15 protein-coding genes are annotated in these 14,664 nt (G+C 41.5%); 3 read left to right on the top strand and 12 right to left on the bottom strand.

Annotated elements, in window-relative coordinates; genetic code table 11:
- Positions 1 to 147 precede the first annotated feature (147 nt).
- Together B5G52_RS21220 and cysS are read right to left on the bottom strand one after the other, a co-directional pair.
- Entirely contained in the window at positions 148 to 1,032 is an 885-nt protein-coding gene (locus tag B5G52_RS21220; RefSeq protein WP_087534634.1) for a DMT family transporter, read from the bottom strand.
- A gap of 121 nt (positions 1,033 to 1,153) precedes the next feature.
- A complete protein-coding gene (gene cysS, locus B5G52_RS21225) occupies positions 1,154 to 2,533 on the bottom strand; it encodes a cysteine--tRNA ligase (RefSeq protein WP_087534635.1) in 1,380 nt (459 codons plus the stop codon).
- A gap of 150 nt (positions 2,534 to 2,683) precedes the next feature.
- Here cysS and ppiB point away from each other — a divergent pair, with 150 nt between their 5' ends.
- The gene (ppiB, locus tag B5G52_RS21230; protein WP_087534636.1) at positions 2,684 to 3,175 is read left to right on the top strand and encodes a peptidylprolyl isomerase B; all 492 of its coding nucleotides are present in this window, start codon (positions 2,684 to 2,686) and stop codon (positions 3,173 to 3,175) included.
- Between the two features lie 67 nt (positions 3,176 to 3,242).
- Complete coding sequence (locus B5G52_RS21235; RefSeq protein ID WP_087534637.1) at positions 3,243 to 3,989, top strand: UDP-2,3-diacylglucosamine diphosphatase; 747 nt, start codon at positions 3,243 to 3,245, stop codon at positions 3,987 to 3,989.
- A 2-nt stretch (positions 3,990 to 3,991) separates the two neighbouring features.
- Here B5G52_RS21235 and B5G52_RS21240 read toward each other — a convergent pair whose 3' ends face one another.
- The 3 genes from B5G52_RS21240 to miaE form a co-directional block, all read right to left on the bottom strand.
- The gene (locus B5G52_RS21240; protein ID WP_140394362.1) at positions 3,992 to 4,561 is read right to left on the bottom strand and encodes a hypothetical protein; all 570 of its coding nucleotides are present in this window, start codon (positions 4,559 to 4,561) and stop codon (positions 3,992 to 3,994) included.
- 98 nt (positions 4,562 to 4,659) lie between these two features.
- On the bottom strand, positions 4,660 to 4,821 hold the full coding sequence (locus B5G52_RS22130; protein ID WP_176372604.1) for a hypothetical protein: 162 nt from the start codon (positions 4,819 to 4,821) through the stop codon (positions 4,660 to 4,662).
- A 47-nt stretch (positions 4,822 to 4,868) separates the two neighbouring features.
- Positions 4,869 to 5,630, bottom strand: a complete 762-nt coding sequence (gene miaE / locus B5G52_RS21245; protein WP_087534639.1) for a tRNA isopentenyl-2-thiomethyl-A-37 hydroxylase MiaE — start codon at positions 5,628 to 5,630, stop codon at positions 4,869 to 4,871.
- Between the two features lie 203 nt (positions 5,631 to 5,833).
- Between miaE and B5G52_RS21250 the strand changes: the two genes are divergently transcribed.
- Positions 5,834 to 6,433 (top strand): Yip1 family protein, encoded by a 600-nt coding sequence (locus B5G52_RS21250; protein WP_087534640.1) that lies wholly within the window; start codon positions 5,834 to 5,836, stop codon positions 6,431 to 6,433.
- A gap of 154 nt (positions 6,434 to 6,587) precedes the next feature.
- Here B5G52_RS21250 and purF read toward each other — a convergent pair whose 3' ends face one another.
- The 7 genes from purF to B5G52_RS21285 all read right to left on the bottom strand — a co-directional run.
- The gene (gene purF / locus B5G52_RS21255) at positions 6,588 to 8,114 is read right to left on the bottom strand and encodes an amidophosphoribosyltransferase (RefSeq protein WP_087534641.1); all 1,527 of its coding nucleotides are present in this window, start codon (positions 8,112 to 8,114) and stop codon (positions 6,588 to 6,590) included.
- Positions 8,115 to 8,132: 18 nt separating this feature from the next.
- Entirely contained in the window at positions 8,133 to 8,627 is a 495-nt protein-coding gene (locus tag B5G52_RS21260; RefSeq protein WP_058561253.1) for a CvpA family protein, read from the bottom strand.
- 61 nt (positions 8,628 to 8,688) lie between these two features.
- A complete protein-coding gene (locus B5G52_RS21265; protein ID WP_087534645.1) occupies positions 8,689 to 9,336 on the bottom strand; it encodes an SPOR domain-containing protein in 648 nt (215 codons plus the stop codon).
- Between the two features lie 11 nt (positions 9,337 to 9,347).
- On the bottom strand, positions 9,348 to 10,613 hold the full coding sequence (gene folC, locus B5G52_RS21270) for a bifunctional tetrahydrofolate synthase/dihydrofolate synthase (RefSeq protein ID WP_087534642.1): 1,266 nt from the start codon (positions 10,611 to 10,613) through the stop codon (positions 9,348 to 9,350).
- 25 nt (positions 10,614 to 10,638) lie between these two features.
- Entirely contained in the window at positions 10,639 to 11,514 is an 876-nt protein-coding gene (gene accD / locus B5G52_RS21275) for an acetyl-CoA carboxylase, carboxyltransferase subunit beta (protein WP_087534643.1), read from the bottom strand.
- Between the two features lie 150 nt (positions 11,515 to 11,664).
- Positions 11,665 to 12,459, bottom strand: coding sequence for a tRNA pseudouridine(38-40) synthase TruA (gene truA, locus B5G52_RS21280; RefSeq protein WP_087534644.1), 795 nt, complete (start codon positions 12,457 to 12,459; stop codon positions 11,665 to 11,667).
- Positions 12,460 to 12,576: 117 nt separating this feature from the next.
- On the bottom strand, positions 12,577 to 14,664 hold a 2,088-nt coding region (locus B5G52_RS21285; protein WP_303394031.1), incomplete at its 5' end, for a FimV/HubP family polar landmark protein.

Raw genomic sequence — 14,664 nt, forward strand, 5'->3', positions numbered from 1 at the left:
CGCCAGTCAGCTTAACTGACTGGCATTACTAACTAGCAGCCCTTTTATTTTTAAGTTAAACCAAACTATTTGACCTGAACTCTGGATAATAAATATATTTGTGATTTAATATCAATACATTAGTACATCTCTTAACCAGAGTTTAGGTTATTTAGCTAATTGAGCAGGTCGCATCAATTTTATTAATTGAGGCAAAACAGAAAACAAAATCATTAATGTCATCAGCATATATTGCCACACCTGATATTGCTCATTTAATAAAACAACGGCGCAAATAATACCTGCAATTGGATTAGCAATCGTGCCAAAGGTAAATTCAACCACACTCATCCGCCCAAGAAGCCAAACATATAACGCATAAGCAAGCGCCGTATTGGGCACAACTAACCAAAATAGTACAAACCATTGGTTTGGGGTAAATGCCTGTGTGAGAACCTGATAAGCCTGTGGCTCAATATAAGATGCTTGCACTGATGCCGCAATCGCAAGCACTGAACCACCTAAAATCAATTGCCAAGTCAGCACCGTCCACCAATGAATATGCGTGGTGATCTTTTGTACCAAAGTACTGCCAATCACTATTGTTAATAATGCTCCTATCAATGCAATAACCCCGAGTAAGTTAAGTGCAACATGTTGTGGATCGAACAACCGCCATGCTAAATATACTAGCGCTAACGCACAAACCGACTGTAATAGCGCGGGTCGCTGCCCTTTCAACAACCAAGCATACAACAAAGCCACCACAGGCACTGAAACCATACCCACGCCAGCAATTGCAGCTGGCAAGTTGATCGCCATAACAAAAATAAAGCTAAAGAATAAAGCGATATTAACTAATGCTAATACAATTAAGCCTCGCCACTGTCTTAACTGTGGCCAAGTCGGTTTGATCAATAGTAATAGTAAACCAGCTGGTAATGCTCGTATTGCACCAAGTAAAATCGGCGGCCAATCAGGTGTTGCATACTTAGTCACCGCATACGTGGTGCCCCATAAAAAAGCAGGGATCATGGCAAGAAGAATATTCATTTCTTTCCTTTGTAAAAATAAGAGCTGTAAAGGTAAAACCTAAAGTTAAGTTGAGGTCAATATACAAAAACAAAAAAGGTTGCCAATGTGGCAACCTTTTACATTGACGGGTAAATTTAATTTACGCTTTGCGCCAAGTCGTTTTACCCGCTGAATCTTCAAGCACCACACCCAATGCGTTAAGTGCATCGCGAGCCTCATCAGCAGCAGCCCAATCTTTATTAACACGGGCGTCGTTACGCTTAACAATTAACGCTTCTATCTGAGCCACTTCATCATCCGCTTGTCCACCTTGTAAAAACGCTTCAGGAGCTTGTTGTGCGACTCCAAGTACTTCACCAATGCTGCGTAAAATATAAGCCAGTTTGCCTGCTTGTGTTGCATCTGAGTCTTTAACACGGTTAAGCTCTTTAGCAAGTTCAAATAACACAGGTAATGCTTCAGGGGTATTAAAGTCATCGTTCATGGCTTTTCTGAACTTAGCGATATACTCGTTGCCCTCAAGCTCACATACGATAGGCTTAACACCACGAAGTGCAGTATAAATACGTTCAAGTGAAGAACGGGCTTGATCTAAATTCTCTTGCGAGTAATTTAGCTGGCTACGGTAATGACCTGAAATCAAAAAGTAACGTACCGACTCAGCGTCATACTCTTTAAGTACATCGCGTACAGTAAAAAAGTTATCTAATGATTTAGACATCTTTTCTTTATTTACCTGCACCATTCCGGTGTGGATCCACGTATTCACGTATTTACCATTATTTGCACAGCATGATTGCGCGATTTCATTCTCATGGTGTGGAAATTGTAAGTCTGAGCCGCCACCGTGAATATCAAAATGCTCGCCTAAATGCTTTGAGCTCATTGCTGAACATTCAATGTGCCAACCAGGACGGCCTTCGCCCCAAGGTGAAGACCACGATGGCTCACCTGCTTTGGCTTTCTTCCACAATACAAAATCAAGTGGATCGTCTTTATCTTGCGCAACTTCAACACGCGAACCTGCTTGCAGCATAGTTAAATCTTGTTGCGATAACGCGCCATATTGCTCAAATGTAGATACGTCAAACAGTACATCGCCATCTGCAGCAACATAGGCATGGCCTTTTGTAATCAAACGCTCGACCATTTCGATGATCTCATCCATGTGCCCCGTGACTTTCGGTTCAATATCTGGGCGCAACATGTTTAAGCTATCAAAATCTTCATGCATAGCGACAGTCATACGGGTGGTTAAGTCATTAATAGCTTCGCCGTTTTCATTGGCTCGCTTGATAATTTTATCATCTACATCGGTGATATTACGCACATATTTTAAATCATAACCAAGGTGGCGAAGATAACGTACAATCACGTCAAAACCAACAAATGTACGAGCATGACCAATGTGACAGTAATCATAAATGGTGATACCACACACATACATGTCGATTTTTCCTTCGACCATAGGTTTAAACTGCTCTTTTTGACGCGTGAGTGTGTTGTATATATTTACCATTTATTTTAAGTCCTTGACTATTTACTTGATTGACTATGTTACCACTTGCAAAGCCCCTGCTCTAGCGCTTTATCAAATCAATAAGCACTTTGTTAATCTTAGCTAACTAAGATAAAATAGCGCCAAATAAATCAGCTAATAGGAAACCTCATGGTTGTTCTACATACAAACTTTGGTGATATCACCATTAACATGCACAAAACCGAAGCACCAAACACTGTTAAAAACTTTTTACAGTATGCAAATGCAGGCTTTTACGACGGTACAATCTTCCACCGCGTAATTGATGGCTTTATGGTTCAAGGTGGTGGTTTTGAGCCTGGTATGACACAAAAAGAAGTACATGATCCTATTCAAAACGAAGCAAACAATGGCCTTTCAAATAAAAAAGGCACATTGGCTATGGCACGTACACCGGATCCACATTCAGCGACAGCCCAGTTTTTCATTAACGTGAACGACAATGACTTCTTAAACTTTAGCAGCGAAACTTCACAAGGTTGGGGTTACTGCGTATTTGCTGAAGTTGTTGAAGGCATGGATGTGGTTGAGAAAATCAAAGCCGTTGCTACAGGTAGCTCAGGCTTTCATCAAGATGTACCACTTGATGATGTTATTATCAAAAGCGTAACGGTAAACTAAGTTAGCTTTTCAGCTAAAAGCGGATGAAATCATCCGCTTTTTCTTTCTCTGTACTAACTCTTGAGTCATCATGCGCCAAACCTATTTTATAGCCGATCTTCACCTCACTGAAAGCCGCCCTGATATAAGTGCTGCGTTTTACCAGTTTTTAGATAGCCACATTATTAATAAAGGTGTCGATGCTTTATATATCTTAGGTGATTTTTTTGAAGTATGGGTAGGCGACGATTATGTCACGCCATTATCCAGTGAAGTCGCTGCACGCCTTAAACAAGTAAGCGACAACGGTACGCCAGTGTTTTTTATTCATGGTAACCGTGACTTTATCATGCGAAATGGCTACGCCAAAAAAGCCGGTATGACCCTACTCGATGAGCAAACCGTGATTGATTTATACGGCACACCTACTGTCATTTTGCATGGCGATGAAATGTGTACTCAAGATATTGAGTATCAAAAATTTCGTAAAAAAGGTCGTGGTTGGTGGTGGCCGCGTTTAATGTTGGCACTCCCTCTGTGGTATCGCAGAGGCGTAGCAACAAAAGCCCGCGAAAAGTCAAAACAAAACCAAGCTGGTAAATCCTTAGACATTCTCGACGTGACCGAAGACGCCGTACTTGATGTTTTTGCTAAACACCAAGTCACTAATATGATACACGGCCATACTCACCGCCCTGACGTACACCACTATAATGTGGCTGGTACACAATTGACTCGCACAGTTTTAGGTGACTGGTACAGCCAAGGCTCCTACCTTGTTGTAACCGAAAAACAACAAACACTAATTAACGAGCCATTTGAAGAAAATGAATAATATCAATTAGTCTGATAGTAAAAAGTATTATCGGCTAATTTTACAACATCATCGTATTCAAAGCCTTGTAAATTTCGTTCACCGATCACTGGCACATAACGACTATTAGCACTGTAAGCCACTCCCCATTGGTTATTACTAATACCCGACACGATTATACGTAACAATGAATCCTCGCTGCGGTGTATCACACTCATCCCTGTTTTAAGCATAAGCTGTCGAATAGCCAATGTTTGCTCTTCAATTTTATAATAGGGGGTTCGTTCAATGGCACTAAAATACTGCTTAAAATCAGCCGACGGCACAAAGCCAGCTTCAGCCGACGGTTTATAATCAATTACACTGTCTGGCGTATAAAAGGCATTATTAACACGATAAACATACTGGTCTAAAACGCTCACTAAATTTATCGTTGGATTTTCAGTAAAAAACGCTTCTATGGTATTGATATGAATAATAAGTTCTCGCGCATATGCTAACCTCGGTTTTCTGCAGCTGTTTTGATGACACAAAACACGGTTCGGTAAATCTGTCGTATAGCTTTGCTTTGCATCAAAAATAGCAGAGCCCATAACACCCATATTAAAATTAGAGAAACTATTCTTATCTAAATCATCACTAAACTTCGTTGCCTGTACATCTAATAAACCATAAGGGGACGCTAATACACTTAAAAATTCAGGATTGCCATTTTTGGCAACACATCAACAAAATGCTCTATGAGCGCAAGGTATTCTTTATTTGATTCTGAATTAAAAAAGGCAGGAACCCCTCCTTCATTAGCCCAAACAGATACACTAAAGAGTGATAAAAACCCAATTAACTTCTTCATTAAATATCCTTATAATTTTTATTATATTAGAGTCGAGCATAGCGCACTTATAAATTCGGCACACCTGAGTGGAACTTAAAGTCAGTATCAGAAGTTATAATCAACTCTCGCTCTTTTTCAGCAAAAAATTCAACGCGCTCTGTGATATCAAAATCCGCGATTTCTTGTGCGAGTGTTAAGTAGTCTTGATAATGACGGGCTTCAGAGCGTAGTAATGAAATATAAAAATCACCTAAACGCTTATCTAAATACGGGGCCAGTTTGGCAAAGCGTTCACACGAGCGCGCCTCAATGTAAGCGCCCACTATAAGCTTATCGACTAATGCATCAGGCTCATAGGTTTTAACATGCCGGAGCATGCCCTTTGCATAACGACATGGCGTAATACTTTGGTATTCAACACCGTATTCATCCATAATCTCGAGCACTTGATAAAAATGGTGCAGCTCTTCTTTTATCAACATCACCATCTTATCAACCAAGTCTTGCCCATAGGGTGAATCCGATTTTGGGATCACCGATTTATTCAACTTATTCTTAGCCGCTAAATCTTGCCAATTACCTTCACGCTTATAGATGAGTGTTTCAAATGGCTTGAGCCACTCTAGCAGTGCATCGCTACTTTGTTTATCAACCGCGTACTTGCGAATTAAGAACATAGCAGACTGCGCAGCCTTAAGCTCACATATCAGGTGATCAATCAGTAAAACATTTAAGTTCTCTGGTTTTACTGCTTCATCTATCCAAGCTTGTGGGGTTTCGCACTGAAGAAAATTATTGATTGGTTGTAAAAGTTCGCTGTAAGGCACGGTTTGAACTGCTTATATAAATAGTTTTATTGCAAGTATTTTACCACGAAAATAACCAGAGAATAAGATAAAGCCACCTTTCAACTAAGGTCTAATAGCACTCGCTGAATCGCTGTTCCTTGACAAGCCCCAACAACTGAACCATAACTTAATACAAGCTGTATAAAAATAAAACAGCAGACAACTTTTTTAAGGGGCAAACAATGATATTAAACCACTTATGGGGCATCTATGCCCACCCACTCGAAGAGTGGCAAACCATAGACAACCGTCATGAGAGCTTAACCTATAGCTTATCGCATATATTACTGATTGCGTTATTTCCATCAGCTATGGGTTATTATTCTTCAGTCTATTTAGGTTGGAGCATTGGCACAGGTAACCCAGTATTCTTAACTCACGATAGTGCTATGTTAATTGCAGTTGCCATGTATGCAGCCTTAATTGTGGGTGTGTTCGCACTGGCTTATTTGGCACACTGGATGGCGGTAACATTTGGTGCAGAGCCTACCTTTACGCAAACCTTAGAGCTTGCAGCCTATACATCTACACCTGTGTTTATGTCAGCGTTGGCAGCGTTTTTACCCGAGCTTTGGTTTGTTGTATGTATTGGCATGGTTGCATTGGCTTATTCGGTGTATTTACTTTACACCGGCGTACCAATTTTAATGCATATCCCCCAAGAGCGTGGCTTTATTTATGCAAGCTCAGTGGTGACATGCGGGCTTATATTGCTGGTCATTATTTTGGCTGTTACAGCAATGCTTTGGACTAATGGAATTGTTGATCCAACCTTTACATAGTGTAGATGTTGATAGAGTGATGTTCGGCAGTAGTAAGAAGTAAAAAGCGGTATAAATATAATAGTATATAGAGTGTTCGTTATTTCCTTTCCTTTACAAAAAAGGAGCTAAACTTAGCTCCTTTTTTTATTTCTAAACAGGCTAACCAAACGTATTAGTCTGAGCCGTTTTCTTCTTGATTATGTAACTCTAAACCAGAAGACATCGCGCTTTCACGGGTAGTCTTAGCTGAGTCATTACGTAATCTATCAATACGATTTAGGTAATCTTGATCGATGCCACCAGTAATGTATTGACCATCAAATACAGAGGTTTCAAAACGGCTTATCTCTGGATTTTCTTGGCGAACTGCAGCTATCAAATCATCTAAAGATTGGAAAATTAAGCCATCAGCGCCAATACTTGCGTTGATGTCTTCAACTTCACGGCCATGAGCAATTAGCTCAGCAGCTGATGGCATATCAATACCATACACATTCGGGAAGCGAATTTCTGGCGCAGCTGACGCAAAGTAAACATTCTTAGCGCCTGACTCACGGGCCATTTCTACGATTTGTGCTGAAGTAGTCCCACGTACAATTGAGTCATCGACCAACAACACATTCTTACCTTTGAACTCGCGATCAATAGCATTAAGTTTTTGACGCACTGACTTTTTACGCATTTCTTGGCCAGGCATGATAAACGTACGGCCAATGTAGCGGTTTTTAACAAAGCCCTGGCGATAAGGTAAGTCAAGAACACGGGCAATCTCAAGAGCAACATCACATGATGTTTCAGGGATAGGGATAACCACGTCAATGTCTTTATCAGCCCAGTCACGCGCTATTTTTTCACCTAACTTAGTGCCCATGTTTACGCGTGTTGCATATACCGACATACGGTCTATGTTTGAATCTGGACGCGCAAAATAAACAAACTCAAAGATACACGGTGAATAAGACGCTTTTTCAGCACAAGCTTGAGAATAAAACTCTCCGGCTTCAGTCACGTAAATTGCTTCACCTGGTGCTACATCTCGTACAAACTCAAAACCATCAGTTTTTAGTGCCACACTTTCTGAAGCGAACATGTATTCTGTACCGCTTGCAGATTCACGCTTACCAAATACCAATGGACGAATGCCATTAGGGTCACGAAATGCCAGTACACCATGGCCAATAACCATCGCAATAGCAGCATAGCCGCCCTGCACTTTGTTGATAACTTCAGTAACCGCAGTAAAAATATCTTCAGGATCAAGTTTTAACTTGTCTGCTTTACTTAGTTCATGAGCCATGATGTTAAGTAAGATTTCAGAATCTGAAGTGGTATTAACGTGACGGCGAGCTTCAGAGAATAGCTGCTCTTTAAGCTGCTCTGCATTAGTTAAGTTACCATTATGCGCAAGCGCAATACCAAACGGTGAGTTAACATAAAAAGGTTGTGCTTCTGACGAGCTAGACGAACCAGCAGTCGGGTAGCGTACGTGGCCAATACCAATAGTACCTTGTAAGCGTTTCATATGGCGAGTGTGAAAAACATCTTTCACTAAGCCATTTGCTTTACGTAAACTAAAGGTGTTGTTTTCAATGGTAATGATGCCCGCAGCATCTTGACCACGGTGTTGCAAAACAGTTAAGCCATCATATATCGCCTGATTTACAGGAGATGTTCCGACTATTCCAACGATACCGCACATGCAATTTTTCCTCGGTGATTAACGGTTGACCGAATTTAAAAAGCTTGAATTGTTTTCGAGGTATGAAAAAAACCACTCAACAACAAAGCCAAATTCTGGGATCAAAATAGAATTACCCCACCAATGCGTATTTGGCGCACCAGTAAAAGCATCAAGAAAGAAGAGTAACGCGCTCACGACCAACACGCCACGCAGTGCACCAAAGACAATGCCAAAAACACGGTCGGTGCCAGATAAGCCTGTACGTTGTACAAGTTCACCTAAGAGGTAGTTTAACATTCCGCCTAACAATAGCGTCGCAAAGAATAATATGGCTATGGCCGCTGCATTTCTTAAAAGGGGTTCAGAAATACTGGTTAGGAAGGAGGCTAAATATTGATAAAACAAACTAGAGATGATGAATGCACCAGCCCATACAGCTAAAGACATTGCTTCTTTTATAAAGCCACGAATTAAACCTATGATAGTAGACAGTGCAATAATGCCAAGTATGGCGTAATCAACCCAGATCATAATAACCAACTAGTCGTTAATTTGGGGCGCATTCTATAAGAGGATGACGCTAAATGCCAGATCATTTTGTTACTTCGAATTGCGTAACCTTACCGTTTAATTTTGTAAGTTGTTTTAATTCAGGTAGTTTGCTTTGAAGTTGCGCTTTATCCAGCGATGGACCTACAAAAACTTTGGTTAAAGTACCGTTTGGCGTCTTAACAGGGCGAGTAAAGGTTTTAAAACCTTTTGCCGTGAGTTTAGCTTGCAGAGATTTAACATTAGCCGCATGAGAAAAACTGCCTAATTGAATCACATAAGCCATTTTAGTGAGGTTCTCTTCTGGCTTACGAGTAGGCTCAGGCTGAGGTTTAACAACTTTAGGAACAACTTGTGCTGTTGATTCATTGCTTGGGGCTGACACTGTAACCACTTTTTGCTCATCGGCAAATTCAGCTACTGCGTCACCCGTTTCAGTTTTCTCTTCAAGTAGTGCGTCATCACTGGAAATATCTTCAATGGCTTGTGTATCGGTTTGTTCAACATGCGCTACACTGTCATCGATGGCTTCTTGTAAATCAATAGTTTTGAACTCAGGACGTTCAGGGATGGCTTTGAAGCCTTCTTTATAATGTACTTTCTCGCCATCCAAAATATTTGGAATAAATATAATAGCTGCAATTACTACAATGCTTGTGCCGACTAAACGATTTATAAAGCCTGAGTTCACCGTATTTCTCTCTATTTTTTCCAATATTGAATTGCTGCTGCAACCGTAAAGAATGAGCCAAAAATAATTAACACTGATTGCTCATCAATACTTGGCAACACACTATTTAACGCCTGCTCAACACTTTGATGCTGAGTTTGCGGTGCATCAGTGCACACATTGTCCATTGCTTTTGCTAGATTTTTTACTGTATCACCACGGTAACAGTCAAGCCCAGCAAGGTGCCACTGATCAACCACAGCGTTTACTTCGCTCAAAACAGCAACTTTGTCTTTATCTGCAAGCATAGCGACTAACGCATGAACTTTAAAGCCTTGATCTCGCAAGTGCTTTAACTTTTGCGTTAAGTAACGGGCCGATTCAGGGTTATGGGCTACATCCGTATACACCAAAGGCGCAGTACTGAGCTGTTGAAAACGCCCTTCTACCACAAGGTTTGTGAGGCAATCTTTTATTACCTCTTGTGTTGGTAATAAATCAAGAACCGCCAAAGTTGTCAATGCAGTCGCTGCATTTTGACACGGTATACCCGGTTTTTCGAACTGATAGCTCAGCTCATTAAATTGCCAGCTGAAGCTTTCTGCTTGCTCATTAAACATGAAATCTTGGCCAGATAGGTACATATTAGCCGCAATGTCAGTACCGTAGTCGGTTACTGTATGAGGTATATTTAAATCACCAATAATTGCTGGGGTCGCCGTTCTAAAAATACCGGCTTTATCATAGCCAACTAATTCGCGGGTATCACCGAGGTATTCTTTATGGTCTAAATCAATCGTAGTAATAACACTAGCATACGGGGTAACAATGTTGGTTGCATCAAACCGACCACCCAAACCCACTTCAAGCAGCACGTAATCCACGCTATGGCGTTTAAATATAGCCAGCGCACCCAAAGTACCAAATTCAAAATATGTTAATGGAGTTTCACCACGGCCCTGCTCTAACAAATCAAAAGCATCAACATGGAATTGATCATCTAGCTCAGCACCATTTATACGCACCCGTTCATTGTAATGAATTAAATGCGGAGACGCATACGTGCCCACGCTGTAACCTTGAGCCAATAATAATGACTCTAAACAACGCGCAGTGGTGCCTTTACCGTTCGTTCCAGCAATCAAAATAATTTTACTTGGGGTGTCTAATAAACCAATATTGTTGGCAACATCGGCTACGCGTTCGAGGCCCATAGCAATATTTGCAGGGTGAACACTTTCTAAATAACAAAGCCAATCATCAAGGCTTGATGATTGGCTAGGAATACTTTTTGTCATAGCGTGTAATCAGTTAAGCTGAAATTTACGCTACTCTATGCTCTTGTTCGGTAGAAGGCAAGTTCATAAATTTAGCCAGTACACGTGCTAGCGTATCGCGCATCTCACGACGATCTACAATCATGTCGATTGCACCGTGCTCTAATAAGAATTCACTGCGCTGGAAACCTTCAGGTAAGGTTTCACGTACTGTTTGTTCGATGACGCGAGGCCCAGCAAAACCAATTAACGCTTTTGGCTCTGCAACATTGATATCACCTAACATTGCTAATGACGCTGATACACCACCCATTGTAGGGTCGGTCATAACAGAGATAAACGGCAAGCCTTTTTCGCTCATTTTAGCAAGTGCAGCACTGGTTTTAGCCATTTGCATTAGCGACATCAGCGCTTCTTGCATACGTGCACCGCCTGAGGCAGAAAAACAAATAAGCGGCATGTTATGCTCTAAGCATTGGTCAACGGCATCAACAAAACGCGCGCCAACAACCGACGCCATTGAGCCACCCATAAATGAGAACTCAAATGCAACAGCGGCAACTGGAATACCCTTAAGGCGACCTTTCATTGCAACTAGTGCGTCTTTTTCACCACTGGCTTTTTGCGCTGCACTAATACGGTCTGAATATTTTTTAGAATCTTTAAATTTTAAAACATCTTTTGGCTCGTGTTCAATGCCAAGCTCTTGACGATCTGCATCATCAAGGAAATGCTCTAGGCGTTTACGCCCACTCACACGCATATGGTGATCGCACTTAGGGCAGACATTTAATGATTTTTCTAATTCTGCTTTATATAAAATCGAATCACAATCTGTACATTTAGCCCAAACACCTTCAGGGATCTCTTTACGGCCTGAAGATTTTGTCGTTTTAGGTAAGATTTTTTCTAACCAACTCATTTGCAACTCTCTTAATGCTGTTCTGTGTCGCTTCCTGCCCATATATACAGGCAGACAATTTTTTCAATTAAAACATGAATTACGCGCAGACGGTATAAAAAACTGGTCTTAGTAGTGAGATGACTGCGAGTTTTTACCGTCTTAAAACACTTATTTATCTGAATCTGCCAAAAACAACGGCCCTAAAGGGGTTGATGGTATTTCAAATTGTGCAGGGTAATCCACGTCAACTAAATACAAACCCGCTGCTTTGGCCGTGGCACTGGCTTTTGCGCGCTCTTTTAAATCCAATAATTCTTTCAACCAAACAGGCTGATGCTTATGCAAGCCAATATCCATCAAACAGCCAGTAATATTACGCACCATATGATGTAAAAAAGCATTGGCTTTAATATCAATGATCACATAATCACCCTGGCGTTCCACTGATAAATGATGAATAGTACGATTAGCTGTATTAGCTTGGCAGTGTAATGCTCGGAACGAAGTAAAGTCATGCTCACCGATTAGATACTGACAAGCTTGTTGCATTTTCACTTCATCTAAAGGGTGATGAAAGTGCGTAACTCCCTCATTCATAATGGCACCGCGGTATGAATAATTGTAGATTACGTAGCGGTAACGTCTTGCGGTCGCACTAAAGCGGGCGTGAAAATCTTCACTGACAGGTTTGGCAAAGCGAATCGCAATATCTTTAGGTAATAAGGTGTTCATACCCATAGTAAAGGCCACCATTTCACGCTCAGCGTCTGTTTCAAAGTGTACCACTTGACCAGTACCATGTACGCCAGCATCAGTACGCCCCGCGCACACGATTTCAACCGGATGATTACAAATACGCGAAAGCGCTGTCTCTACTTCTTGTTGTACACTATTAACATGTGACTGACGCTGCCAACCACTGTATCGGGCGCCATTGTATTCAACTCCAAGTGCTACTCGCATAATTACTGCTTTACCTACTGTACTAATGAACGGGGCATTTTATGCTATATAGCAAGCTAATAAAAGCAAAAAGGGCATAAACTCGCGTTCATGCCCTTTGCTGCTAACTGTTATTTTTTACACCAATTTGGCTTTTAAGCTCTGCGCTTCTTGCTGTACTTCTTCAGGGCCATTGGCAATGACATCCTCAATCGCATCAAGTGCGGAGTCCATATCGTCAATTTCAATATATGCCCTGGCTAAGTCGAGTTTTGCTGAGTAACCACCACTTTCTAAATCAACATCAGTCGGGTTATCGCCTGCTAATAAAGCATCAAACTCACCTAAGCCAACATCCATATCCACGTCATCATAAGGTTCATGCTCTGCTGTTGCATCGTCACTTTGTTCAATTAAAGCATCAATATCAACAAAATCATCATCAGTAACTTGGTCTGCCTGTGGGGCAGCTGGCACATCAACATCTTCCGTTAATTCATCAAGCTCTGCTAAGTCTTCATTTAGCAGCGCATTAAAATCAACGTCAAACTCTGCACTATCATCTAAATTAAGTGGCTCAGGCTCGGCAAGTTCACTGAGTAATGCATCAAAATCTGTTTGCGTAAGATCAGCCATAAAATCATCATCGAGCTGATCATCAGATAAGTTACTTTCATCAATTGTGCTTTCTAACTCATTAGCTACATCGCCGCTATTTGAGCCACTTAGTAACTCTTCATTGAGTTCATCATTGTCAACATCGTGACTATCAAATGTTGGCTCATGCTGGATCTGCTCTTCATTTTCAACATTGTCTTGATCATCAGCAAGCAGCTCATCACCCATTAATGGCTCGTCATCAAAGTCTTGCTCTAATGAGTCAAAATCTTGATTGTTTGACATAGCATCAGCGAGGTCTTGTTCAGCTTGGCTTAGCTGTACATCTGCTTGCTCATCCTGTTGTAACTGATCAGATGAATCCTGCTCTGTTTGCTGTGATTCACTTATTGCATCTTCAGAAATAGAGGTATCTGCTTGCGCTGGCTCAGGCTCTGTTGTTTCAGCTATATCTGTTGGGTTATCTAACAATACATCGTCAAGTAACTCATCCTCAATTAGCTGCTCGTCATCAAAATCGTGTTCTAAGCTATCTAAGTCTTGTCCACCTGCCATCGCACTGGCAAGATCTTGCTCGGCTTGGCTTACTTGTAACTCGCCAGTATCTTGGGTTACTTCTTCAACTAGCTCTTCGCTATCTAACTCCAGCTCTGGATACTCTTCAAGTTCTTCGCTGGGTGTAACAAGTTCACTGTCAAGCTCTTCACTTTCTTGCTCAAGATCTGGGGTGGCCTCTTCATCAGCAAGAGGGTCATCACCTAAATCAATTTCGACTTCTTCGATTTCATCATCGAGTGCTTCGTTTAACTCTTTATTGAGATCATCAACATTAGACCACTCTGGCGTTGGTACGTAGTCATCTTCTTGCTGAAGCTCATTTAGGAGTTCATCAACACTTTTTAGTGATGGATCGTTATATTCATCTAATAAATCGTCCTCATCCATCTCCACTTCTGATGGCGCTTCATCTAATTCAGGCTCAGCTTCTAGTTCTGGTTCAGCTTCAAACTCTGGCTCGTCTTCAAGCTCCAGCTCAGCTTCAAACTCTGGCTCGTCTTCTAGTTCCGGTTCATCTTCTAGTTCCGGTTCATCTTCTAGTTCAGGCTCATCTTCAAGTTCTAGCTCAGCTTCAAGTTCTGGTTCAGCTTCTAGCTCCGGCTCAGCTTCTAGTTCTGGCTCGTCTTCAAGCTCCGGCTCAACTTCAAACTCTGGCTCGTCTTCTAGTTCCGGTTCATCTTCTAGCTCTGGCTCAGCTTCAAGCGTTGGCTCGGCTTCAAGCTCTGGTTCGTCTTTTAGCTCTGGATCATCTTCTAGCGCTGGCTCGTCTTCTAGCTCTGGCTCGTCTGTAAGTGAAGATGCAATGTTTTCTACTTCATCAATATTGAGATCGTCTTCTGCACCTGATAACTCTTCAATCGAATCGGCAAGAGCTTCATCTAACTCAGAGTTACGATCATCGGCAAGCTCTTCTATATCATCTAAATCAAATTCATCATCTTCTTCAACTAACTCCGCAGGCTGCTCTGCTGCAGGTTCTGGCTCGGCCGCTTCATCAATAAGACTGTCAATGTCGTCTGAATCAAATTCATCGTCTTCTTCAACTAACTC

Source organism: Pseudoalteromonas sp. A601, from assembly GCF_002165575.1.
GTDB lineage: Bacteria > Pseudomonadota > Gammaproteobacteria > Enterobacterales > Alteromonadaceae > Pseudoalteromonas.

Coding starts and splice junctions, on each gene's coding strand:
- B5G52_RS21220 (WP_087534634.1), bottom strand. CDS start 1,032: ATGAATATTCTTCTTGCCATGATCCCTGCTTTTTTATGGGGCACCACG.
- cysS (WP_087534635.1), bottom strand. CDS start 2,533: ATGGTAAATATATACAACACACTCACGCGTCAAAAAGAGCAGTTTAAA.
- ppiB (WP_087534636.1), top strand. CDS start 2,684: ATGGTTGTTCTACATACAAACTTTGGTGATATCACCATTAACATGCAC.
- B5G52_RS21240 (WP_140394362.1), bottom strand. CDS start 4,561: ATGGGCTCTGCTATTTTTGATGCAAAGCAAAGCTATACGACAGATTTA.
- B5G52_RS22130 (WP_176372604.1), bottom strand. CDS start 4,821: ATGAAGAAGTTAATTGGGTTTTTATCACTCTTTAGTGTATCTGTTTGG.
- B5G52_RS21250 (WP_087534640.1), top strand. CDS start 5,834: ATGATATTAAACCACTTATGGGGCATCTATGCCCACCCACTCGAAGAG.
- purF (WP_087534641.1), bottom strand. CDS start 8,114: ATGTGCGGTATCGTTGGAATAGTCGGAACATCTCCTGTAAATCAGGCG.
- B5G52_RS21260 (WP_058561253.1), bottom strand. CDS start 8,627: ATGATCTGGGTTGATTACGCCATACTTGGCATTATTGCACTGTCTACT.
- folC (WP_087534642.1), bottom strand. CDS start 10,613: ATGACAAAAAGTATTCCTAGCCAATCATCAAGCCTTGATGATTGGCTT.
- accD (WP_087534643.1), bottom strand. CDS start 11,514: ATGAGTTGGTTAGAAAAAATCTTACCTAAAACGACAAAATCTTCAGGC.
- truA (WP_087534644.1), bottom strand. CDS start 12,459: ATGCGAGTAGCACTTGGAGTTGAATACAATGGCGCCCGATACAGTGGT.